Source organism: Streptomyces sp. NPDC003720, assembly GCF_042875075.1.
Classification (GTDB): domain Bacteria; phylum Actinomycetota; class Actinomycetes; order Streptomycetales; family Streptomycetaceae; genus Streptomyces.
Map to the genome: position 1 here is coordinate 205,309 of NZ_JBIANZ010000001.1, position 22,083 is coordinate 227,391.

General features: G+C 72.5%; 19 protein-coding genes. 10 read left to right on the forward strand and 9 right to left on the reverse strand.

The annotated features are described in order from the left end of the window. Window positions 1-73 precede the first annotated feature (73 nt). Together ACFYU0_RS01035 and ACFYU0_RS01040 are read left to right on the forward strand one after the other, a co-directional pair. The gene (locus ACFYU0_RS01035; protein WP_351660357.1) at window positions 74-484 is read left to right on the forward strand and encodes a roadblock/LC7 domain-containing protein; all 411 of its coding nucleotides are present in this window, start codon (window positions 74-76) and stop codon (window positions 482-484) included. Window positions 485-610: 126 nt separating this feature from the next. Continuing rightward, on the forward strand, window positions 611-1,714 hold the full coding sequence (locus ACFYU0_RS01040; RefSeq protein WP_389296866.1) for a DUF6397 family protein: 1,104 nt from the start codon (window positions 611-613) through the stop codon (window positions 1,712-1,714). Here the strand turns inward: ACFYU0_RS01040 and ACFYU0_RS01045 are convergent. Next, a complete protein-coding gene (locus tag ACFYU0_RS01045) occupies window positions 1,651-2,520 on the reverse strand; it encodes an acyl-CoA thioesterase II (protein ID WP_351660361.1) in 870 nt (289 codons plus the stop codon). The genes ACFYU0_RS01040 and ACFYU0_RS01045 overlap by 64 nt on opposite strands. Window positions 2,521-2,539: 19 nt before the next feature. Beyond that, on the reverse strand, window positions 2,540-5,053 hold the full coding sequence (locus tag ACFYU0_RS01050) for a DEAD/DEAH box helicase (RefSeq protein WP_389296869.1): 2,514 nt from the start codon (window positions 5,051-5,053) through the stop codon (window positions 2,540-2,542). A 145-nt stretch (window positions 5,054-5,198) separates the two neighbouring features. Here ACFYU0_RS01050 and ACFYU0_RS01055 point away from each other — a divergent pair, with 145 nt between their 5' ends. Beyond that, complete coding sequence (locus tag ACFYU0_RS01055) at window positions 5,199-5,993, forward strand: metal-dependent hydrolase (protein ID WP_351660364.1); 795 nt, start codon at window positions 5,199-5,201, stop codon at window positions 5,991-5,993. A gap of 14 nt (window positions 5,994-6,007) precedes the next feature. Here the strand turns inward: ACFYU0_RS01055 and ACFYU0_RS01060 are convergent, their stop codons facing one another. From ACFYU0_RS01060 to ACFYU0_RS01075, 4 genes are all read right to left on the reverse strand, one after another. Beyond that, entirely contained in the window at window positions 6,008-6,274 is a 267-nt protein-coding gene (locus ACFYU0_RS01060; RefSeq protein ID WP_389296871.1) for a type B 50S ribosomal protein L31, read from the reverse strand. Window positions 6,275-6,316: 42 nt separating this feature from the next. After that, window positions 6,317-6,787, reverse strand: coding sequence for a DUF5709 domain-containing protein (locus ACFYU0_RS01065; protein ID WP_389296873.1), 471 nt, complete (start codon window positions 6,785-6,787; stop codon window positions 6,317-6,319). 687 nt (window positions 6,788-7,474) lie between these two features. Beyond that, window positions 7,475-9,256, reverse strand: a complete 1,782-nt coding sequence (locus ACFYU0_RS01070) for an ABC transporter ATP-binding protein (protein ID WP_389296875.1) — start codon at window positions 9,254-9,256, stop codon at window positions 7,475-7,477. Continuing rightward, window positions 9,253-11,073, reverse strand: a complete 1,821-nt coding sequence (locus tag ACFYU0_RS01075) for an ABC transporter ATP-binding protein (protein WP_389296877.1) — start codon at window positions 11,071-11,073, stop codon at window positions 9,253-9,255. Before ACFYU0_RS01075 ends, ACFYU0_RS01070 begins: the two co-directional genes overlap by 4 nt. Window positions 11,074-11,288: 215 nt before the next feature. On the opposite strand from ACFYU0_RS01075, the gene ACFYU0_RS01080 reads away from it, so the two are divergent. Then, entirely contained in the window at window positions 11,289-12,035 is a 747-nt protein-coding gene (locus tag ACFYU0_RS01080; RefSeq protein ID WP_389297944.1) for a L,D-transpeptidase family protein, read from the forward strand. A 54-nt stretch (window positions 12,036-12,089) separates the two neighbouring features. Continuing rightward, window positions 12,090-13,712, forward strand: coding sequence for a peptide-N4-asparagine amidase (locus tag ACFYU0_RS01085; protein ID WP_389296879.1), 1,623 nt, complete (start codon window positions 12,090-12,092; stop codon window positions 13,710-13,712). A gap of 73 nt (window positions 13,713-13,785) precedes the next feature. Here the strand turns inward: ACFYU0_RS01085 and ACFYU0_RS01090 are convergent, their stop codons facing one another. Beyond that, window positions 13,786-14,235: a MarR family winged helix-turn-helix transcriptional regulator gene (locus tag ACFYU0_RS01090; protein ID WP_389296881.1), complete on the reverse strand. Its 450-nt coding sequence runs from the start codon at window positions 14,233-14,235 to the stop codon at window positions 13,786-13,788. A 112-nt stretch (window positions 14,236-14,347) separates the two neighbouring features. Between ACFYU0_RS01090 and ACFYU0_RS01095 the strand changes: the two genes are divergently transcribed. After that, a complete protein-coding gene (locus ACFYU0_RS01095) occupies window positions 14,348-16,150 on the forward strand; it encodes an ABC transporter ATP-binding protein (RefSeq protein WP_389296883.1) in 1,803 nt (600 codons plus the stop codon). Window positions 16,151-16,222: 72 nt separating this feature from the next. Continuing rightward, window positions 16,223-17,116, forward strand: coding sequence for an endolytic transglycosylase MltG (mltG, locus tag ACFYU0_RS01100; protein WP_389296886.1), 894 nt, complete (start codon window positions 16,223-16,225; stop codon window positions 17,114-17,116). Between the two features lie 12 nt (window positions 17,117-17,128). Here mltG and ACFYU0_RS01105 read toward each other — a convergent pair whose 3' ends face one another. Continuing rightward, window positions 17,129-18,223: an NAD(P)-binding domain-containing protein gene (locus ACFYU0_RS01105; RefSeq protein WP_389296888.1), complete on the reverse strand. Its 1,095-nt coding sequence runs from the start codon at window positions 18,221-18,223 to the stop codon at window positions 17,129-17,131. A 109-nt stretch (window positions 18,224-18,332) separates the two neighbouring features. On the opposite strand from ACFYU0_RS01105, the gene ACFYU0_RS01110 reads away from it, so the two are divergent. The 3 genes from ACFYU0_RS01110 to ACFYU0_RS01120 all read left to right on the forward strand — a co-directional run bounded on the left by ACFYU0_RS01110 (window position 18,333) and on the right by ACFYU0_RS01120 (window position 21,070). Beyond that, window positions 18,333-18,755 carry a secondary thiamine-phosphate synthase enzyme YjbQ gene (locus ACFYU0_RS01110; protein WP_351660385.1) on the forward strand — a complete coding sequence of 141 codons (423 nt, stop codon included), beginning with the start codon at window positions 18,333-18,335 and terminating at the stop codon, window positions 18,753-18,755. Between the two features lie 139 nt (window positions 18,756-18,894). After that, the gene (locus ACFYU0_RS01115) at window positions 18,895-20,292 is read left to right on the forward strand and encodes an FAD-binding oxidoreductase (protein WP_389296891.1); all 1,398 of its coding nucleotides are present in this window, start codon (window positions 18,895-18,897) and stop codon (window positions 20,290-20,292) included. A 40-nt stretch (window positions 20,293-20,332) separates the two neighbouring features. Then, on the forward strand, window positions 20,333-21,070 hold the full coding sequence (locus ACFYU0_RS01120) for a flavodoxin family protein (protein ID WP_351660388.1): 738 nt from the start codon (window positions 20,333-20,335) through the stop codon (window positions 21,068-21,070). Window positions 21,071-21,243: 173 nt separating this feature from the next. Here ACFYU0_RS01120 and ACFYU0_RS01125 read toward each other — a convergent pair whose 3' ends face one another. Next, complete coding sequence (locus ACFYU0_RS01125; RefSeq protein ID WP_351660390.1) at window positions 21,244-22,041, reverse strand: LuxR C-terminal-related transcriptional regulator; 798 nt, start codon at window positions 22,039-22,041, stop codon at window positions 21,244-21,246. Window positions 22,042-22,083: the final 42 nt, after the last annotated feature.

Sequence of the window (22,083 nt, forward strand, 5' to 3'; positions counted from 1 at the left end):
GGACGCGGGTCGTGGGGAAGGCTGGCGGACAGATCCTCCGGCCGGGAGGAGACGTCACACGGGGAGACGGAACATGGCGCAGAACCAGGGACTCGGCTGGCTCCTGGACGACCTGACCCAGCGAGTGGACCACGTGCGGCACGCGCTGGTCCTGTCCAACGACGGTCTGGTCACCGGCGCGAGCACCGGGCTGCGCCGTGAGGACGCCGAACACCTGGCCGCGGTCGCCTCCGGGTTGCACAGCCTGGCGAAGGGTTCCGGGCGCCACTTCGGCGCGGGCACGGTCCGCCAGACGATGATCGAGTACGACGACGCCGTGCTGTTCGTGACCGCGGCCGGCACCGGCAGCTGTCTGTGCGTGCTCAGCGGCGCCGAAGTCGACATCGGCCAGATCGCCTATGAGATGACCCTGCTCGTCAACCGCGTCGGCGAACACCTCGGTGTGGACGCCCGGCAGCCCGACCGGCCCGTGACGGACCTCTGACCCGCCTGATCTCCATACCCCGCGGAGTTGTCCACAGGGTCGCCGCACCTCGACCGCTTTTGGCTACGGTGTGTGCACGGGCAACGCACAGGGCGTGAGCCGATCACTCCACGGGGGAGTACCACCATGCCGGACAGCACCCTTGTCAGCGCCGTCCCCGCGGCCTGCTCGCCGAGCCGGGCGGCTCGGGAACTGGGCCTCAAACGCGCGGAGTTCGACCTCGCCGTCCATCTCGGCCGGATCCGGACGGTGGCCGACGAAGGCGGAGGCGGAGGCCGCAGGGTGGAGCAGGTCGAGATCGACCGGCTGCGGACCCAGTACGGCTTTCCCAGCACCCTCCGTGACCATGTGCGGTTGGTGGGCACGGCGGACGGCGCCGCGCTCATGGGGATTCCCGCGGGCAGGTTCACCCGGCTCGCCCGGCTGGGCCTGCTGGTTCCGGTCCGGTTCTATCTGAACCGCTACCGCGCCGTGGTCTGGCTGTATCTGGCCGAGGAGCTCGAGCAGTTCGCGGCCGGCGCGGGGAACGCCCGCCTGCTGAAGGGCCGTACGCCGGAGACCCTCAGGGGTCAGTTGGCGACCGGGGTCGACCTGCGAGCCCGTAACTGGCGGGGCCGGCACTTCGGTTTCCTGATGCGGCAGGCCGGGAGCCCCTGGGCGCGAGCGGCGGCGGTGGCCGCGTTCCTGGCGCCCACAGAAGTCGCCGAAGTCGTCCGGGACCTCCACGAGCGCGCCCTGCTGGAGCGGCTCCGGCCCGCCCCGCCCGCCCACGGCGCACCGGGCTCCTCCTTCGCCCACCTCGCCGAGCACCTCATGACCGCGCAGGACCAAGACGAAGTCGGCTGGCTGCGTGCTGAGCTGGCGCAGGCGATCCAGGAGGCGCGCGCCCAATCGCCTGTCGCGAGCCCACCGGTCCGGCTCCCGGAGACCGCGGAGCCCACTGCGGGGAACGAGCATGCCGCGGGACCTGTGCCGGCAAGTCCCGGCGCGGCGAGTGACAGCGGGTCCGCACGGCGGGGCCGGGCGGCGGCGCACGCCGAGGCACCGCCGAACCCTGCGGCGCAGCGCCGGCCCCGAGACACCCGTCCAGCGGTGCACCGGCCGGCCCGGGCCCTCCGGGCGTGGCTGTCCCGCGCGAACTCCCGGTCCGGGGGAGCGCTGCCGCGTCACAAGGCCCGGAACAGACCTTCCTGCACGACGGAGACGAGCAGCCGGCCGCGCACGTCGTAGATGCGGCCGCGGGCCAGCCCGCGCCCGCCGGTCGCGACCGGGGACTCCTGGTCGTACAGGAACCACTCGTCAGCGCGGAACGGCCGGTGGAACCACATGGCGTGATCCAGCGAGGCCATGTCGAAGTTCCGCGGGCCCCAGAGGGGTTCGACCGGAATGCGGACCGCGTCCAGCAGGGTCATGTCACTGGCGTAGGTCAGTGCGCAGGTGTGCACCAGCGGGTCGTCCCCCAGCGGACCGACCGCGCGCATCCACACGGCGCTGCGCGGCTCGGCCCCCTGGATCTCCTCCGTGTTCCAGCGCAGCCGGTCCACGTAGCGGATGTCGAACGGCTGGCGCCGTGCCATCCGCTCCAACTGCTCAGGCAGCGCGCCCAGATGCTTGCGGATCTCCTCGGACACCGTCGGCAGGGACTCCGGGTCCGGCACCTCCCGGGCGGGCGGCAGCTGGTGCTCGAAGGGGCCTTCCTCAGGCTTGTGAAAGGAGGCGGTGAGATTGAAGATCGTGCGGCCCTGCTGCACGGCCGTCACCCGTCGGGTGGTGAACGACCGGCCGTCACGCACCCGTTCCACCTGGTACACGATGGGCACACCCGGCCGGCCCGGGCGCAGGAAGTACGCGTGCAGCGAGTGGACCGGGCGCTCGCCGTCGGTGGTGCGGCCGGCGGCGACCAGCGCCTGGCCCGCCACCTGGCCGCCGAAGACCCGCTGCAGGGACTCCTGCGGGCTCCGGCCGCGGAAGATGTTGACCTCGATCTGCTCCAGGTCGAGCAGGTCGACCAGCCTCTCGGCGGGGTTCGTCGTCATTGGTGGAGTTCTCCCGTGCTCACAGCTGGCCGACATCGGTGACGCGTACGACCGCACGGCCCTCGGCGTCGGACGCGGCGAGGTCGATCTCCGCGCTGATGCCCCAGTCGTGGTCGCCGTTCGGGTCGTCGAAGATCTGCCGGACCCGCCACAGGCCGTTCTCCGGCTCCTCCTTGATGACCAGCAGCTTGGGGCCGCGGGCGTCCGGTCCGGTGCCGAGGTCCTCGTACTCGTCCCAGTACTTGTCCATCGCCTCGCCCCACGCCTCGGCGTCCCAGCCGGACTCGGCGTCCAGCTCGCCCAGGTCCCCGACCTGGTCGAGAGCGGCGAGCTCCACCCGGCGGAACATGGCGTTGCGGACCAGGACCCGGAAGGCGCGCGCGTTGGCGGTGACCGGCTTGACCTCGTCGGCCTTCTCCTGTGCCTCCTCGGCGGTCATCTCCTCCGGGTTGGCCAGCTGCTCCCACTCGTCCAGCAGGCTGGAGTCCACCTGGCGCACCATCTCGCCGAGCCACTCGATCAGGTCCTGGAGGTCCTCGGACTTCAGGTCGTCCGGGATCGTGTGGTCCAGGGTCTTGTAGGCGCTGGCGAGGTAGCGCAGCACGATGCCCTCGGTGCGGGCGAGCTCGTAGAAGGACACCAGTTCCGTGAACGACAGCGCGCGTTCGTACATGTCGCGGATCACGGACTTCGGCGACAGCGGGTGGTCGCCGACCCACGGGTGGCTCTTGCGGTACGTGTCGTAAGCGTGGAAGAGCAGCTCCTCCAGCGGCTTCGGGTACGTGACGTCCTGGAGGCGCTCCATGCGCTCCTCGTACTCGACGCCGTCCGCCTTCATGGCGGCGACCGCCTCGCCTCGGGCCTTGTTCTGCTGGGCGACGAGGATCTGCCGGGGGTCGTCCAGCGTGGACTCGACGACGGACACCATGTCGAGCGCGTAGGAGGGCGACTCGGGGTCGAGGAGCTCGAACGCGGCGAGCGCGAACGTCGACAGCGGCTGGTTAAGCGCGAAGTCCTGCTGCAGGTCGACCGTGAGCCGGACGATGCGGCCCTCGGCGTCCGGCTTGTCGAGCTTCTCCACGATCCCGCCGTCCAGCAGCGAACGGTAGATCGCGATGGCCCTGCGGATGTGCCTGAGCTGCTGCCGGCGCGGCTCGTGGTTGTCCTCGAGGAGATGGCGCATCGCCTCGAACGCGTTGCCGGGCCGGGCGGAGACCGACAGCAGCATCGTGTGCGTCACCCGGAAGCGCGAGGTCAGCGGCTCGGGTTCGGAGGTGATCAGCTTCTCGAAGGTGTTCTCCGTCCAGGCGACGAAGCCCTCCGGAGCCTTCTTGCGCACCACCTTGCGGCGCTTCTTGGGATCGTCGCCCGCCTTGGCGAGGGCCTTCTCGTTCTCGATGACGTGCTCGGGCGCCTGGGCCACCACGAGCCCGGCGGTGTCGAAACCGGCCCGGCCGGCGCGGCCCGCGATCTGGTGGAACTCGCGGGCGCGCAGGGTACGCACCCGGGTGCCGTCGTACTTGGTGAGCGCCGTGAACAGCACGGTGCGGATGGGCACGTTGACACCCACGCCCAGCGTGTCCGTACCGCAGATGACCTTCAGCAGGCCGGCCTGCGCGAGCTTCTCCACCAGGCGCCGGTACTTGGGCAGCATGCCGGCGTGGTGGACGCCGATGCCGTGCCGGACGTAACGGGAGAGGTTGCGGCCGAACTTGGTGGTGAAGCGGAAGTTGCCGATCAGCTCGGCGATCCGGTCCTTCTCCTCGCGCGTGCACATGTTGATGCTCATCAGCGCCTGCGCCCGCTCCACGGCTTGCGCCTGGGTGAAGTGCACGATGTACACCGGCGCCTGCTTGCTCGCCAGCAGCTCGGTGAGCGTCTCGGTGAGCGGGGTGAGCTCGTACTCGTAGGAGAGGGGCACCGGGCGGGTGGCCGAGCGGACCACCGAGGTCGGACGGCCGGTGCGGCGGGTGAGATCCTTCTCGAAGAAGGACACATCACCCAAAGTGGCGGACATCAGAATGAACTGGGCCTGCGGGAGCTCCAGCAGCGGGATCTGCCACGCCCAGCCGCGGTCGCCCTCCGCGTAGAAGTGGAACTCGTCCATGACGACCTGGCCGACATCGGCGTTCCTGCCGTCGCGCAGCGCGATGGAGGCCAGCACCTCTGCGGTGCAGCAGATCACCGGCGCGTCGGAGTTCACGGAGGCGTCGCCGGTCAGCATGCCGACGTTCTCGGTGCCGAACAGCTTGCACAGCTCGAAGAACTTCTCCGACACCAGCGCCTTGATCGGGGCGGTGTAGAAGGTGACCTCGTCCCGGGCCAGCGCGGCGAAGTGGGCGCCCGCGGCGATCATGCTCTTGCCGGAGCCGGTGGGCGTCGAGACGATCACGTTCGCCCCGGACACCACCTCGATCAGCGCCTCCTCCTGGTGGGGGTACAGGGTGAGGCCGCGCTCCTGCGCCCACGACTCGAAGGCTTCGTACAGGGCGTCGGGGTCGGCGGTCGGCGGGAGCTGATCGATGAGGGTCACGCCCCCATCTTGCCTGGCCTTGGGCCCGAGGGGGGAATCGGCTGCGGGTACGAAGATCACTGCCGCTACGCTGTGTCGCCGACGGCGCGTCAGCGCTCCAGGTCAACTGCACAGCGGCACAAGAGGAACGGGGCGGGAAGCGGCCATGATGGGACCAGCACACTCACTGTCGGGGGCCGCGGCCTGGCTGGGCGTCGGAGCGGCCGCCGCCGCGGCCGGACACCCGATGCCCTGGCCCGTCCTTCTCGTCGGAGCCCTGATCTGCGCCGGTGCCGCACTCGCCCCCGACCTGGACCACAAGGCCGCCACCATCTCCCGGGCCTTCGGCCCGATCTCCCGGTGGATCTGCGAGATCGTCGACAAGCTCTCCTACGCCGTCTACAAGGCGACCAGGATGAAGGGCGACGCCCGCCGCTCGGGCGGCCACCGCACCCTCACCCACACCTGGCTGTGGGCGGTACTCATCGGTGCGGGGAGCTCCGGCGCGGCGATCGCCGGAGGCCGCTGGGCGGTGCTGGCGATCCTCTTCGTGCACATGGTGCTGGCGATCGAGGGACTGCTGTGGCGCGCGGCCCGCGGTTCGAGCAGCGACGTCCTGGTCTGGCTGCTCGCGGCGACCAGCGCCTGGATCCTCGCGGGGATACTGGACAAGCCGGGCAACGGCTCCGACTGGCTGTTCACCGAGCCCGGGCAGGAGTACCTGTGGCTGGGGCTGCCGATAGTCCTGGGCGCCCTGGTCCACGACATCGGGGACGCGCTGACGGTGTCCGGCTGCCCGATCCTGTGGCCGATCCCGGTGGGCCGCAAGCGCTGGTACCCGCTGGGGCCGCCGAAGGCGCTGCGCTTCCGGGCGGGCAGCTGGGTCGAGCTGAGGGTGCTGATGCCCTTGTTCATGCTGCTGGGCGGAGCGGGCTGTGCGGCGGCGCTCAACGTGATCTGACGCGCCGCGGCCTCTCAGGCCTCCCCGCCACCGGCCTCGCCTCCGCCGTAGCGGCGCTCGAACCGGGCGATGCGGCCCTCCGTGTCCACCGTGCGGGCCTTGCCCGTGTAGAAGGGGTGGCTCTCGGAGGAGATCTCCACGTCGATCACCGGGTAGGTCTCACCGTCGTCCCACTCGATGGTCTGCTCGCTGTTCGCGGTGGACCGGGTCAGGAACGCGTACCCGGCGGCGCGGTCCCGGAAGACCACGGAGTGGTAGTCGGGGTGCTTGTCCTGCTGCATGGCGGCTCCTCGCGCGGGGCGGTCGGGCAGGGGGCGTCCGGGTCAGCCGGAGGAAGCGTCCTCGTCGACAATGTGCATCGCGGCCTCCTCGGCGGAGGCGGCGGCGCCGTCGATGCCGACGTCGGTGGCCACGAGGGCGCTCTCGTCGTCCTCGTGCGCACCCTCGTCCGGGGCGACCAGGCGGCCGGAGCGGGAAGCGCCGACCTCGTTGTCGAGGAGTTCCCCGTCGGTGCCTTCGCAGTCACCGATGCCGTCTCCGTCGGGGGCGGGGGAGTCGGGCAGCTCCTCGGCGAGCCGCTGGTCCAGGGTCTCCCCGGTCAGGCGTTCGCCGGCCGTCACGCCGGTGTGCTCCACCGCCCACGGGCGCTCGGGAGGGGACCAGCCGCGGTCGAGAGGATCGTCGACACCGTCGAGTTCCAGGGTGTCCTCGGCGTCGAGGACACCCGAGTCCTCCCGGATCTCCGAGGGATCGGGCTGGTAGACGTCATCCCCCCATCCGTCGGCGCTGTCCACGGGTACCTCCATGTGGTGAGGACGGCCTTGTGCCCCCAGGAGGGGCAGTGCGCCGTCGGCACGCCCGGCACCGGTCGCGTACGCCGGGACCCGACGGGTTCCCGGCCGTCCCCCGAACCGATGCCGCTATCCAGCCTTCCACCCCTGTTCGCCCGCGCGCAACGGCACGGGTGGTGGCCTGGGGTCGCGTACCCCGGCCGGACCGCACGGAACCGCCGCCCCCGGCCGTCCTCGTGCGCCCGCCGCAACGCCATCGCGCGCCCGGCCACCGCGCGGCGCGACCGGGCGGTCGCGCCCGCAGGTCCGGCGGCGCTCGCCCGTCCAGGCACGCCCGGGCGTCCTGCCACGGCCGCGAGTCGCATCGTTTCCTCGGGCCCGGGGCTGTTCGCGAGCCTGTACGGCGCCTGGCCCGGCCGCCAGGGCACAGCCGGGCCCGCCCGTCCGGCCTCCGACCGGCCCGCCCGTCCGGCCTCCGACCGGTCCGGCCGCGCGGCGCCGCGCGACCGGACAGACGATCTCATCGCGGCGAAGTCCTCGGGGCTCCCGGAGTCGCCGAAGCTCGCGGAGTCGCTGCAGCCCTTCGAGCCGCCGAAGCTCCCGGAGTCGCCGCAGCCCCCAAGGCCGCCCGAGCCCGCAGGCTCGCCCGGGTCGCCCCCGCGCCGGGCGTTCCGCCACGGCGTCCCCGGCTCACCCGTGCCACGAGCGCCACAGCGCCGCGTACGCGCCGTCCGCGGCGACCAGCTCCGCATGGCTGCCCAGCTCGCTGATCCGGCCGTTCTCCACGACGGCGATCACGTCGGCGTCGTGGGCGGTGTGCAGCCGGTGGGCGATCGCGACCACCGTGCGCCCGTCCAGCACACGGGCCAGCGAGCGTTCCAGGTGCCGGGCCGCGCGCGGGTCGAGCAGCGAGGTCGCCTCGTCCAGGACCAGCGTGTGCGGGTCGGCCAGCACCAGCCGGGCCAGCGCGATCTGCTGGGCCTGCGCCGGGGTCAGGGCCAGCCCGCCGGACCCGACCTCGGTGTCCAGCCCGTCGTCCAGCGCCCGGGCCCAGCCGTCCGCGTCGACCGCGCCCAACGCCGCCCAGAGCTCGGCGTCGGCGGCGTCGGTGCGGGCGAGCAGCAGGTTGTCCCGCAGGGAACCCACGAAGACGTGGTGTTCCTGGTTGACCAGAGCGACGTGCGAGCGGACGCGTTCCGCCGGCATCCGGGACAGTTCGGCACCGCCCAGGGTGACGCGGCCGTCCCGGGGCGCGTAGATCCCGGCGAGCAGCCTGCCCAGCGTGGACTTGCCCGCGCCGGACGGACCGACCAGGGCCAGCCGGGTGCCCGGGGCTACCTCCAGGGACACCTGGCGCAGCACGTCGACGCCCTCCCGGTAGCCGAAGTGCACCCGGTCCGCGTGCACGTCCCGACCGCCCGGGGCCAGGGAGGCGTCCCCGGCGGCCGGCTCGATGTCCCGGACGCCGACCAGCCGGGCCAGCGACACCTGGGCCACCTGCACCTCGTCGTACCAGCGAAGGATCAGGTTCACGGGATCGACGAGCATCTGCGCGACGAGCGCGCCCGTCGTCAGCTGTCCGACCCCGATCCACCCCCGCAGCACGAAGAAGCCGCCCACCATCAGCACCGAGCCGAGCACGATGACATGGACGGCGTTGATGACGGGGAAGAGCACGGACCGCAGCCAGAGGGTGTAGCGCTCCCAGGCCGTCCACTCCTTGATCCGCCGCTCGGACAGGGCGATGCGCCGCTCGCCCAGCCGGTGCGCCTCGACGGTGCGGCCCGCGTCCACGGTCTCGGCGAGCGCGGCGGCGACGGCGGCGTACCCGGCCGCCTCCGAGCGGTAGCCGGAGGGCGCCCGTCTGAAGTACCAGCGGCACCCCACCACCAGCACGGGCACCGCGAGCAGCACGGCGGCCGCGAGCGGTGGGGCCGTCGCCACCAGGCCGCCGAGCAGCAGCAGGGCCCACACCACGCCGATGGCGAGCTGCGGCACCGCCTCCCGCATGGCGTTGGCGAGGCGGTCGATGTCGGTGGTGATGCGGGACAGCAGGTCACCGGTGCCCGCCCGCTCCAGCACGCCCGGCGGCAGTCCGACCGACCGGACGAGGAAGTCCTCGCGCAGGTCGGCCAGCATCCGCTCGCCGAGCATCGCGCCCCGCAGCCGCACCTGCCGCACGAAGACGGCCTGTACGAGCAGCGCGAGCACGAACGACCCGGTGGTCAGGCCCAGATGCAGTTCCCGCGCTCCGTCCGACACCCGCTCGACGAGGCCGCCGAGGAGGTACGGGCCCACCATGGACGCGATCACGGCCACGGTGTTGACGGCGACCAGGAGGAGGAAGGACCGGCGGTGTCGGCGGAACAGTTCGGCCACGTAGGCGCGCACGGTCGCGGCCGCGCCGACGGGGAGGGTGGTGGCGGTCGTCGGGGCCGCCGGGTCGTACGCTGGTGGCGCAACGCCGATCATGCGCTCTCCTCGATCTCGTCCAGCGTGCCGAACGCGCCGAGGAGGGCGCCCCGTGCGGGCAGGTCTGCCTCGGCCTCGGCCCGCTCGTCGTCGGTCTCCCGGGTCACCACGGCCCGGTACAGCGGCTCCGCGTCGACCAGTTCACGGTGCACGCCGACCGCCGTGACCTCGCCGTCGTGGACGAGGACGACCCGGTCCGCGTGGTCGAGCAGCAGGGGGGAGGACGTGAACACCACGGTCGTCCGTCCCGAGCGCAGCCGCCGCAGACCCTGCGCGATCCACGCCTCGGTGTGCGAGTCGACGGCGGACGTCGGCTCGTCCAAAACGAGTACTTCGGGATCGGTGATGAGCGACCGGGCCAGGGCGAGCCGCTGTCGCTGGCCGCCCGAGAGGGAGCGGCCCCGCTCGGTGATCCGGGAGTCCAGCGGGTCGACGGCGTCCAGCGACCCCTGCACGAGCGCGTCCAGCACGTCCTCGCACCGGGCGGCCGCCAGCGCGTCCTCGGGCCGTACGGCACCGGACGCGGGCACGTCGAGCAGCTCGCGCAGCGTTCCGGACAGCAGCACCGGGTCCTTGTCCTGGACGAGGACGGCCGTGCGGGCGCTGTCGAGCGGGAGCTCGTCGAGGGGTACGCCGCCGAGCAGCACCGGCGTACCCGCCTCTGCGGGGTGCCCGCCCAGGCGTTCCGCCAGCCGTCCGGCCGCGTCGGGGTCGCCGCACACCACCGCGGTGAGCAGACCGGCCGGCGCGAGCAGGCCGGTGTCCGGGTCGTACAGGTCGCCGCCCGGCACCTCCGCCCCGCGCGCCCCACCGGCGTCCGTGGACCGCTGCAGCGACAGCACGCGCGCGGCCCGCCTGGCCGAGGGGCGCGAGAAGGAGTAGGCCATCGCGATCTCCTCGAAGTGCCGCAAGGGGTAGTTGAGCACCATCACCGCGCTGTAGACGGTGACGAGTTCGCCGACCGTGATCCGGCCCTGGCGGGCCAGGTGGGTGCCGTGCCAGACCACCGCGATCAGCAGCAGTCCCGGGAGCAGCACCTGGATCGCGGAGATCAGCGACCACATGCGGGCGCTGCGCACGGCCGCGTGCCGTACCTCCTGGGAGGCGCGGCGGTAGCGGTCGAGGAAGAGCTCCTCGCCGCCGATCCCGCGCAGCACCCGCAGGCCGGCCACCGTGTCGGAGGCCAGCTCGGTGGCCCGCCCGGCCTTCTCGCGCTGCTCGTCGGCCCGCCGGGTGGCCCTGGGCAGCAGGGGGAGCACGGCGAGCGCGACGACCGGCAGGCCCACGGCGACGACCACGCCGAGCGCGGGCTGGTAGACGACCAGGCCGACGCAGACCACGACGACGGTGAGCGCGGCGGCGGTGAACCGGGAGACGGCCTCGACGAACCAGCCGATCTTCTCCACGTCCCCGGTGGACACGGACACCACTTCGCCGGCCGCTACCCGCCGGGTCAGCGCGGAGCCCAGCCGGGCCGCCTTGCGGGCCAGCAGCTGCTGGATCCGGGCGGCCGCGGTGATCCAGTTGGTGACGGCGGACCGGTGCAGGAAGGTGTCGCCGACCGCGATCGCCGTGCCGCACAACGCCATCAGGCCCCCCGTCAGGGCCAGTCGGCTGCCGGAGCGGTCCACCACGGCCTGGACGGCGAGACCGACGCAGAAGGGCAGCGCGGAGACGGCCACGAAGTGCAGCAGGCCCCAGGCCAGCGCCTTGAGCTGGCCGCCCAGCTGGTTGCGCCAGAGCCACCACAGGAGGTGAGGACCCGAACGCGCGTCCGGTACGCCCGGATCGGGATACGGAAGGTCTTGGATTCGCATGACGTCCCAGTGGCTCGTGTCAGGGAGGGTGGGGGAGCGGCAACAAACCGTGAAAGGGTCGCGTCGCGGGCCGGGGAATTTCAACCGGTTTTCCCCCGACGGTCCGCGCGGTTCGCCGTGTTCCGGCCAGGTGTGGGGCGGCGGCGGGCGGCTGCCGTAGCCCGGCCGGGTGAAAGTCCGTGAGACCGCACGGCGCACCGGCGGCCGATGCCAGCATGGGCGGCGTGCGGAGCGACAGAGCGCGGTGTACGGCGTGGGCGGTGACGGCCGCCGGGACCCTGCTCGCGGCCCTGGCGGCCTGCGGTTCCTCGGACAGTGGCAGCGGAGCCCCGGAACCGGACGGCCGGGCCGGGCGGTCCGGCGCGGACGGGCGCGACCCGCATCGCGTCCCGGGCATCGGCCCTGCGATGCTGCGGCGAATCCCGGCCGGTTCCGGGCAGGTGGTCGCCGTCTACGGCGACGGCAGGAACTCGGCCGATTCCACGGTCGTGCTCTACACCAGGCACGACGGGGCGTGGCGGCACGTCCGCGACTGGCCGGCGCACAACGGCGGGAACGGGTGGAGCAGAAACCACCGCTCCGGCGACCGGCGCAGTCCCGTCGGCGTGTTCACCCTCACCGACGCGGGCGGCGTACTGGGCGATCCGGGCACCGAACTGCCGTACACGCAGGACCGGTCCTTCGCCGCCCCTCGCTGGTGGGCGAAGCCCTACTGGCACGACTTCGACTACGTCATCGCCATCGACTACAACCGGGTCCGGGGCGTCCCGCCGAACGACCCGAGGCGGCCGGAAGGCGAGGGGAAGGGCGGGAGCATCTGGCTGCACATGGACCACGGCAGCGGCACCTCGGGCTGCGTCAGCATGTCCAGGCAGGCCATGGAGTTCCTGCTGCGCGAGCTCGATCCGGACCGGCGTCCCGTCGTGGTGATGGGGGACAGGGCGGACCTGACGGGCGGGTGAGGATGCGCCACGCCTCATTGCGGGCGGGGCCCGACCGCCCGTAGAACCGGGCCCATGAGAAGACGGATAGTCATGTCCATGCTCGCCGGGGCGACCCTCCTGGCGAGCACGCTCTTCGGTACCGGCGCGGCTGCCGCCGGGACGGCGCCCCGATCCGCGGGCGCTCCCGCCGAGTTCGGCACCGACTGGCACGATCCGGTGACCGCCGTCCCGCCCGTCACCCGGCCGCACACCAAGTCCTGCCAGGTCACCCTGGCCGAGAACCAGTTCCGTGACTTCACTCCCTACCGGGGCGCGTACACACCGCCACGGGGCTGCGGCGACCGCTGGAGCAAGGTCGTGCTGCGGCTCGACGGCGAGGTCAAGGGCCGTCAGTTCGACCGCCTCGGCTACCTGCACGTCGGCGGCGCCGAGATCCTGCGCACCTCGACACCGGAGCCGTCGCCCGACGGCATCGAGTGGCACGTGGAGAAGGACGTCACCCGGTACAGCGACGTCCTCCGCGGACCGCAGGACGTCGAGATGCTCATCGGGAACGTAGTGGACGACACCTACACCGGCGTCATCGACGTCAAGGTGACGCTCACCTTCTACCGGGGCCGCCCCGACGCGCCGGCGCCCGACCGCGTCCTCACCCTCGACGGTGCGCCGGACGCGACCACCCTCACCACACCGCGCAACAGCGAGCGCATCGTCGCGGAGGTGTACGCCACCGGATCCGGCGGCGGCTGCGAGGAGTTCTGGTACCTGACCGTGGCCGATCCGGCCGCCTACTCCTGCAAGGCCGACCACGGTCCGTACCGCGAGGTGCAGATCAAGGTCGACGGGCGGCTCGCCGGGATCGCCGCACCGTTCCCCCATGTGTGGACCGGCGGCTGGTCCAACCCCTTCCTCTGGTACGTCCTCCCGGCGCCACGCGCCTTCGACGTGCGGCCCGTCGAGTACGACCTCACGCCGTTCGCCGGGCTCCTCAACGACGGCCGCCCGCACCGCGTCGAGGTCTCCGTGGTCGGCGTGCCCGCCGGGCAGTCCGGGTGGAGCACCCCCGTGAACGTGCTGGTGTGGCAGGACGCGCACCGGGCCCACGTCACCGGGGCGCTCACCCGTTCCGAGGCGACCGATGTCGCCGACTCCTCGGTCTACACGCCGGGCGCGGAGAACCGGGTCGACACCGAGGCCGGGCACCGGCTCACCGTCTCCGGCTACCTGAACACCTCGCACGGCCGCGTGACCACCACCGTCACCCGCGCCCTCGCCAACACCTCCGCGCACCGCTGGACCGACGGCGAGAACACCGACGGACTCGACGCGGCCTGGACGGACGACGAGACCGTCGCCGTGGCGGAGGCGGGCGCGGCACGCACGACGCACACCCACCGGACGTACACGATGAACGGCGCGACCACCCTCGGCACGGACGACCGGCTGCGCACCGTGCTCACCCTGGGCGACCGGGCCACGCTCGTGCGGCACGAGGGCGGCCGGCGCACGGCGTGGTCGCGACTCGACGACACCTACAGCGGCGACGCCGCGTACACGCTCGGCGTCCCGCGCGACCAGCGGCACGCGGTCGGCACGTCCAGTGAGCGCTACCGCGTGGACGGCTCGGCGGGGTGCTACGACCGCACGCTGAGCACGGCGCAGGGCGCGCTCACGGAGGACCGCCGACGCTGCTGAGGCCGGCCGGCGCCCCCACCCCCGCTCCCGCGCCCGCGCCACGCGAGGGAGCGGGAGCGGGGAACGCCCGGGTTCAGCAGTGTCTGACGGTCTCCGAGTCGACCAGCGTGTCCAGGAGCACGCCGAGCACCGCGCGCTCCTTCTCCGTCAGCGGGGCGAGTATCTCCTCGGCGGCCGACCGGCGCGCCCCGCGCACCTCGCGCAGGGTCTCGCGGCCCTCGTCCGTCAGCTCGATCCGGGTCACCCGCCGGTTCGACGGGTCCGGGACCCGGCGCACCTTGCCGCTCGCCTCGAGGCCGTCGACCAGCGTCGTCACCGCGCGCGGCACCACTTCGAGGCGCTCGGCGAGGTCGGCCATGCGCGGGGGCGAGCCGTAGTGCGCGAGGGTGCGCAGCAGCCGGGACTGGGCCGGGGTGACGCCCAGTTCCCGCCGCTCCAGATGGCGTTTCTGGATGCGGTGGACCCGGCGGGTGAGCCGCAGCAACTGCTCGGCGAGCAGGCCGTCGGGATCGGGGGAGGTCATGCGGGAACAATATCAGGATGCCGTTCATTGTGAGTATAGGTAACAATGAGCTACGATCCATAAGTCGCCGGCGTCCGGTCCCGGCCGCCGCCCGCCACCTCCGTAGGAGCCCATGCATCCCGAACGAGAACCCTCCTGGACCCCGCCTGCCGACACCGGCGAACAGCCTCGGCAGGTGCGCCGCATCCTGAAGCTGTTCCGCCCCTACCGCGGGCGCCTCGCGATCGTCGGCCTGCTGGTCGGCGCCTCGTCGCTGGTCTCGGTGGCCACGCCGTTCCTTCTCAAGGAGATCCTCGACGTGGCGCTCCCCGAGCGTCGCACCGGCCTGCTGAGCCTGCTCGCGCTCGGCATGATCCTGAGCGCGGTCCTCTCCAGCGTCTTCGGCGTCCTGCAGACCCTGATCTCGACCACCGTCGGCCAGCGCGTCATGCACGACCTGCGCACGGCCGTCTACGGCCGCCTGCAGCGCATGTCGCTCGCCTTCTTCACCCGCACCCGCACCGGCGAGGTGCAGTCCCGTATCGCCAACGACATCGGCGGCATGCAGGCCACCGTCACCTCCACCGCGACCTCGCTGGTCTCCAACGTCACCAGTGTCGTCGCCACGATCGTCGCCATGGTGGCCCTCGACTGGCGGCTCACCGTCGTCTCGCTGCTCCTGCTTCCGGTGTTCGTGTGGATCAGCCGCCGCGTCGGCAACGAGCGCAAGAAGATCACCACCCAGCGCCAGAAGCAGATGGCCGCGATGGCCGCCACGGTCACCGAGTCGCTCTCCGTCAGCGGCATCCTGCTCGGGCGCACCATGGGGCGCTCCGACTCGCTCACCGCGTCCTTCGCCGCGGAGTCCGAGCAACTGGTTGACCTCGAGGTGAGGTCCAACATGGCCGGCCGCTGGCGGATGGCCGTGATCACGATCGTCATGGCCGCCATGCCCGCCGTCATCTACTGGACCGCGGGGCTCGCCCTCCAGCTCGGCGGCCCGCAGGTCTCGCTCGGCACCATCGTCGCCTTCGTCTCGCTCCAGCAGGGTCTGTTCCGTCCCGCGGTGAGCCTGCTGGCGACCGGCGTGCAGGTGCAGACCTCCCTCGCGCTCTTCCAGCGCATCTTCGAGTACCTGGACCTGCCCGTCGACATCACCGAGCGGGAGCGGCCGGTCCGACTCGACGAGGTCAAGGGCGAAGTGCGCTTCGAGGACGTCGAGTTCCGCTACGACGGCAAGGGCGCCCCGGTCCTCGACGGCCTCGACATCACCGTGCCCGCCGGCGGCAGTCTCGCCGTCGTCGGTCCCACCGGCGCCGGCAAGTCCACCCTCGGCTGCCTCGTGCCCCGGCTCTACGACGTCACCGGCGGCCGCGTCACCATCGACGGAGTGGACGTGCGCGACCTCGACTTCGACACCCTCGCGCGTGCCGTCGGCGTCGTCTCGCAGGAGACCTACCTCTTCCACGCCTCGGTCGCCGACAACCTCCGCTTCGCCAAGCCGGACGCCACCGACGAGGAGCTGTACGCGGCCGCGCGGGCCGCCCAGATCCACGACCACATCTCCGCGCTGCCCGACGGCTACGAGACCGTCGTCGGCGAGCGCGGCCACCGCTTCTCCGGCGGTGAGAAGCAGCGTCTGGCGATAGCCCGCACCATCCTGCGCGATCCGCCGGTGCTCATCCTGGACGAGGCGACCAGCGCCCTGGACACCCGCACGGAAGCCGCCGTGCAGCAGGCCATCGACGCCCTGTCGGCCGACCGGACGACGCTCACCATCGCCCACCGCCTGTCCACCGTCCGCGGTGCCGACCAGATCGTCGTCCTGGACTCCGGCCGGGTCGCCGAACGGGGCACGCACGAGGAACTGCTGGAACTGGACGGACGGTACGCGGCCCTGGTGCGGCGGGACGCCCGGCTGACCCCGGCGGGCTGACGTACGGCGGGCCCTCGCCGACAAGCTGACGATATGTCGGGTTTACGACCATACGCGTACTACCGTGCCCGCATGCAGATGAACACTCCACCACGGAGCACGATGCGACTGACGCGCCGGGGCAAGCTCGCCCTCGTCGTGACCGGCGCCGTCCTGGCCGGCACCGCCGTGGCGGTGCCGCTGCTGAGCCTCGCGGGCGGCCGTACGGAGCAGGTCAGGCCCCGCACGCTGGTCATCCCGGAGGGCCGGCGCGCGAGCCAGGTGTACGAGGCCGTCGACAAGGCCCTCGAACTTCCCCCGGGCAGCACCCGCAAGTCACTGGGCAAGGCCGGCCTCAAGCTGCCCAAGGAGGCTGCGGGCAACCCGGAGGGTTACCTCTTCCCGGGCACCTATCCCCTCGCGAAGGGCGCCACCCCCGAGTCGCTGCTGCGGCTCATGGTCGGCACGGCCGAGAAGAAGTTCGACACGCCCCCGGTCGCCGCCGGGGCCCAGCGCAACACGCTGAACGTCTACCAGACGATCATCGTCGCCAGCATCGTCCAGGCCGAGTCGACCGCCAAGGCCGACATGGGGAAGGTGGCGCGGGTCATCCTCAACCGGCTCCAGCGGGGCATGCCGCTGCAGGTGGGCACCACGCTCAACTACGCGCTGAACCGCACCGGCGGAAACGCGGGCGACCACGCCGACTCGGACAGCCCCTACAACTCCTACCGGCGCGTCGGACTGCCGCCCACCCCGATCGGCAACCCCGGCCCGGAGGCCATGCGCGCCGTCACCAACCCGCCGTCCGGCGACTGGCTGTACTACGTCACGGTCAAGCCCGGCGACACCCGCTTCACCGCGGACTACGCCGAACACGTGCGCAACGTGACCGAGTTCAGCGCCCGCCACCAGAGCCCGGCGCCCTCGCCGCAGCCCAGCGGCAGCGGCTCCGGACAGCCCGCGGCACCCCAGCCGCCACGCTGAACCGGCGCAACGTCACGCGGCGAGCGGCCCGACCGGCTCCCCGGCCAGCAGGCGCACGATGTCCCGGACGGCCGCGCGCCCGGCCCGGTTCGCGCCCACCGTACTGGCCGACGGACCGTAGCCGACGAGGTGGACGCGCGGATCGGCGACCGCCCGGGTCCCGTCCACCCGGATCCCGCCGCCCGGCTCCCGCAGCCGCAGCGGTGCGAGGTGATCCAGTGCCGCGCGGAAACCGGTGGCCCAGAGGATGACGTCGGCCTCGACGCGCTGTCCGTCATTCCACTCCACCCCGTCCGGGGTGATCCGGTCGAACATCGGCCTGCGGTCCAGGACGCCGTCGGCGAGGCCCTGCCGGACGGCGTCGTTCAGCGGCAGCCCGGTGACGGAGACGACGCTCCTCGGCACCAGGCCCTGCCGTACCCGCTCATCCACCAGCGCCACGGCCGCCCGGCCCGCCTCCTGGTCGAACGGACCCTCTCGGAAGACCGGGGGCCTGCGGGTGACCCAGGTGGTGGCGGCCGCGTACGGGGCGAGTTCCAGCAGGTGCTGGGTGCCGGAGGCGCCGCCGCCCACCACCACGACCCGACGGCCGGCGAACTCCTCCGGCCCGGCGTACTGCGCCGTGTGCAACTGCCGTCCCCGAAAAGTCTCCTGGCCCGGGTAACGCGGCCAGAACGGCCGGTCCCAGGTACCGGTCGCGTTGATCAGCGTCCGCGTGGCCCAGCCGCCGTCCGAGGTCTCCACGGACAGCCGTCCGTCCCGGCCCTCCTCCCCCTGACGTACGGCCGTCACATCGACAGGACGGCGTACGCGCAGGTCGAAGGCCCGCTCGTAGTGGCCGAAATAGCCGCCGACGACCTCCGCCGACGGCCGCGCCGGATCGGCGTCCGTCAACTCCATGCCGGGCAGCGAGTGCATCCCGTGCACCTTGCCGTACGTCAGCGACGGCCAGCGGAACTGCCAGGCGCCGCCCGGCGCGGGGGAGTGGTCCAGGACCACGAAGTCGCGGTCCGGCTCCAGTCCGGCCCGCCGCAGGTGATAGGCGCTGGACAGACCCGCCTGTCCAGCGCCTATGACGACCACGTCGACCGCGCGCGTCTCGCTCACGCCCCTGCCAACAGCGGGGCGCTCGCGGATCTTCCCGCCCGCCCGGCACGCCGCCCGAGCCGGTGCCTCACAGCGTGTGAAACCCGGCACATGGGTCAGGATGGAGGGCATGTCAGATGCCTTCACCACCCGAATGCTGAACGTCACCACCGGTTCCCGGGAGCGGGTCGTCGATCTCACCGGCGAGTGCGAGGACTTCCTGCGGGATGCCGCGGCCGGCCGCGACGGCCTGCTCAACATCTTCGTCCCGCACGCCACGGCCGGCCTCGCGATCATCGAGACGGGCGCCGGCAGCGACGAGGACCTCCTCGCCGCCCTGCACTCCCTGCTGCCCGCCGACGACCGCTGGCAGCACCGGCACGGCAGCCCGGGCCACGGCCGCGACCACGTCCTCCCCGCCCTCGTCCCGCCGTACGCGACCCTTCCGGTCATCGGCGGGCGCCTGGAACTGGGGACCTGGCAGTCGGTCTGCCTCGTCGACACGAACAAGGACAACCGCGAACGCCAGGTCCGGCTGAGCTTCCTGGGCTGAGCGCCGCCCCGGTGCGCCCTGCGGCCCCGCGACGCCGACGTGCGGGGCGTCACTCGCGGGTGAAAACTGAAGACCGGGCGCGCGGGCGAGGTGGCGCGTCCGATCACCGGAACCACGCTCCACACAGAGGTCCTCAGCCATGGGCGCTATCGACGAAACGGCTGTCGGCGGTCTGCGCGAGGCACTGCGCGGGCCGGTGATCGCCCCGCGTGACCCCGGCTACGACGAGGCCCGCAGCATCTACAACGCCATGATCGACCGGCGGCCCGCGGCCTTCGCGCGGTGCGTGGACGTGGCGGACGTGCAGGCGGTGATCTCCTTCGCCCGGGACACCGGCGCCGAGCTGGCGGTGCGCGGCGGCGGCCACAGCGGGCCGGGCCTGTGCCTGGTCGACGACGGGCTCGTGCTCGACCTCTCGCCGATGCGCTGGGTCCGGGTTGACCCCGAGTCCAAGACGGTCCAGGCGGGCGGCGGCAGCCAGATCGGGGATCTCGACCACGCGACCCACGCCTTCGGGCTCGCCGTACCGGCGGGGATCATGTCGACCACCGGCGTCGGCGGCCTCACGCTCGGCGGCGGCCACGGTCATCTCACCCGCAGGTACGGGCTGACCATTGACAGCCTGGTGTCGGCCGACGTCGTCCTGGCCGACGGCAGTTGCGTCACCGCGTCGGCGGAGCGCCATCCGGACCTGTTCTGGGCGCTGCGGGGCGGAGGCGGCAACTTCGGCGTGGTCACCTCGTTCACCTTCCGGCTGCACCCGGCCGCCACGGTCGGGGTCGCGGTGACGGTCTGGCCCGTCGACCGCATCGAGGACGTGCTGCGCTGGTACCGGGAGTTCCTGCCCGCCGCACCCGAGGACCTCAGCGGTTTCTTCGCCGTGCTGGTCGTGCCGCCGGGCCCGCCGTTCCCCGAGCCGATCCACGGCGAGAAGGTGTGCGGCGTCATCTGGTGCTACACCGGCGGCCTCGCCGACGACCGTCTGGCCGAGGTGCTCTCGGGGGTGAACGAACCGGCTCCGCCGGCCTTCCACTTCACCACCCCCATGCCCTACCCGGCGCTGCAGACCATGTTCGACACGCTGATCCCCAAGGGACTGCAGTGGTACTGGCGCGGTGACTTCTTCGACGCCGTCCCCGACGGCGCCGTCGACGTGCACCGCAAGTACGCCGAGAACATCCCCACCGGCCTTTCGACCATGCACATGTACCCGGTGGACGGCGCGGCCCAGCGTGTCGGCCCCGACGACACGGCCTGGGCGTACCGGGACGCCGTCTGGTCCGTCGTGATCGGCGGCATAGACCCCGACCCCGCCAACGCCGGGCTGGTGCGGCAGTGGTGCGTCGACTACTGGACCGACCTGCACCCGCACTCCATGGGCGGCACCTACGTCAACTTCATCGGCGAACAGGAGAACCCGGACCGGATCCGGGCCACCTACCGGGGGCACTACGACCGCCTCGCCTCGGTCAAGCGCGCCTACGACCCGGACAACCTCTTCCACGCCAACCAGAACATCCCGCCGGCCGCGGAATGACTCCGGCCTGTCCCCGAACCAACGGCTCCGGGAGGACCTCGTGACCGCTTCGCCGCCCGCCACCGGCGCACCGCCGGCCCGGTACGACGACCTGCGCGCCCTGGTGGTCAACTGCACCCTCAAACGCTCGCCGGAGACGAGCAACACCCAGGGGCTGATCGACCGGAGCACCGGCCTGATGGACGCGCAGGGCGTGCGGGTAGACGTCGTGCGGGCCGTGGATCACGACATCGCCACCGGCGTCTGGCCCGACATGACCGAGCACGGCTGGGAGACCGACGCCTGGCCGGACCTCTACCAGCAGGTCCTGGCGGCCGACATCCTCGTACTGGCGGGCCCGATCTGGCTGGGCGACAACAGTTCCGTCATGAAGCAGGTGATCGAGCGTCTCTACTCCTGCTCGAGTCTGCTCAACGACGCCGGGCAGTACGCCTATTACGGCCGTGTCGGCGGCTGCCTGATCACCGGCAACGAGGACGGCGTCAAGCACTGCGCGATGAACGTCCTCTACAGCCTGCAGCACCTGGGCTACACCATCCCGCCGCAGGCGGACGCCGGATGGATCGGGGAGGCGGGCCCCGGACCCTCGTACCTGGACCCCGGATCGGGTGGTCCGGAGAACGACTTCACCAACCGCAACACCACCTTCATGACCTGGAACCTGCTGCACCTGGCGCGGGCGCTGAAGGACATCGGCGGCATTCCCGCCTACGGCAACCAGCGCACCGCCTGGGACGCCGGATGCCGCCACGACTTCGAGAACCCCGAGCACCGCTAGGTCGTGTCCGCGAAGTCGCGTCATTCGCCCGTAGGGCGGGCGTCGCGGCGTCCGGTGCGTGCTCTCGGGGTGCCGGCCGGATGCCCTCGTACTGGGTGTACTCGGGCTTTCGGCCGGTGCGGCGAGAGTGCGTGCCGGGCGTCGTGACGCAGGCGCGACTTTGCGGACACGGCCTAGCGGCCACCGGGCGCCGCGACCAGCCCGAGCCGCTGCGCGCGCAGGAGGGTGCCGATCCGGTCGCGGGTGCCCAGCTTGCGGTAGATGTTCTCGACGTGCTTGTGGACCGTGCGGGCCGAGATGCCGAGGCGCCGTCCGATGGCGTCGGCGGTCAGCGCCTCGGCGAGCAGCAGCAGTACGGCCGTCTCGCGCGGCGTCAGCGCGCAGTCGGCGGCCGGCTCGCCGGTCGCCCCGGCCGTTGCCAGGGACCGCCGCCACTCCTCCAGGAGCCGGCGCTGCCGCTCCACGGCCTCCATCAGCGGCTGTGCGCGCATCGCCATGGCGAGGTGGTCGTCGGTGAAGTCCGTCCCGGACCGGAAGACCAGGCAGCCGGTGATCGGCGCGGAACTGCCGGGCAGCGGCACGCCGAGCACATGGTCGACGTCCAGCGCCCTGCCGAGCAGCCTGGCCGTCGCACTGTCCCGCCAGCCCCGGCCGGCCACGCGGCGCGCGGTGACCGGCGACCGCTCGGGCCGCCGCGCGTAGTGGCGGGCGAAGGGGTAGCCGGTGCGCAGCAGGCCCAGGTCGGCCGCCGGGAGCCGGCCCAGTTCGCGGGCGGCGGCACCGGGGGCCGCGGCCACCGTGCCGCTGCGCTCACTCCAGTCGTCCAGCTTGTGGACGGCCGCCTCGCCGCCGCACAGTTCGGTCAGGGCGCCGCTCAGCGAGGGCCACAGCCGCCCGGGCTCCCGTTCGTGCAGCGCAGCCACGGCCACCGCCACCAGACGTTCGTAGGCCTTCTCCTGCCCCTGTGCCACGAGATCCGTCTCCGCGTGTGTCCCCTGCGCCGTCCCCCGGCC

Coding starts and splice junctions, on each gene's coding strand:
- ACFYU0_RS01035 (WP_351660357.1), top strand. CDS start 74: ATGGCGCAGAACCAGGGACTCGGCTGGCTCCTGGACGACCTGACCCAG.
- ACFYU0_RS01040 (WP_389296866.1), top strand. CDS start 611: ATGCCGGACAGCACCCTTGTCAGCGCCGTCCCCGCGGCCTGCTCGCCG.
- ACFYU0_RS01045 (WP_351660361.1), bottom strand. CDS start 2,520: ATGACGACGAACCCCGCCGAGAGGCTGGTCGACCTGCTCGACCTGGAG.
- ACFYU0_RS01055 (WP_351660364.1), top strand. CDS start 5,199: ATGATGGGACCAGCACACTCACTGTCGGGGGCCGCGGCCTGGCTGGGC.
- ACFYU0_RS01060 (WP_389296871.1), bottom strand. CDS start 6,274: ATGCAGCAGGACAAGCACCCCGACTACCACTCCGTGGTCTTCCGGGAC.
- ACFYU0_RS01070 (WP_389296875.1), bottom strand. CDS start 9,256: ATGATCGGCGTTGCGCCACCAGCGTACGACCCGGCGGCCCCGACGACC.
- ACFYU0_RS01075 (WP_389296877.1), bottom strand. CDS start 11,073: ATGCGAATCCAAGACCTTCCGTATCCCGATCCGGGCGTACCGGACGCG.
- ACFYU0_RS01080 (WP_389297944.1), top strand. CDS start 11,289: ATGGGCGGCGTGCGGAGCGACAGAGCGCGGTGTACGGCGTGGGCGGTG.
- ACFYU0_RS01085 (WP_389296879.1), top strand. CDS start 12,090: ATGAGAAGACGGATAGTCATGTCCATGCTCGCCGGGGCGACCCTCCTG.
- ACFYU0_RS01090 (WP_389296881.1), bottom strand. CDS start 14,235: ATGACCTCCCCCGATCCCGACGGCCTGCTCGCCGAGCAGTTGCTGCGG.
- ACFYU0_RS01095 (WP_389296883.1), top strand. CDS start 14,348: ATGCATCCCGAACGAGAACCCTCCTGGACCCCGCCTGCCGACACCGGC.
- mltG (WP_389296886.1), top strand. CDS start 16,223: ATGCAGATGAACACTCCACCACGGAGCACGATGCGACTGACGCGCCGG.
- ACFYU0_RS01110 (WP_351660385.1), top strand. CDS start 18,333: ATGTCAGATGCCTTCACCACCCGAATGCTGAACGTCACCACCGGTTCC.
- ACFYU0_RS01115 (WP_389296891.1), top strand. CDS start 18,895: ATGGGCGCTATCGACGAAACGGCTGTCGGCGGTCTGCGCGAGGCACTG.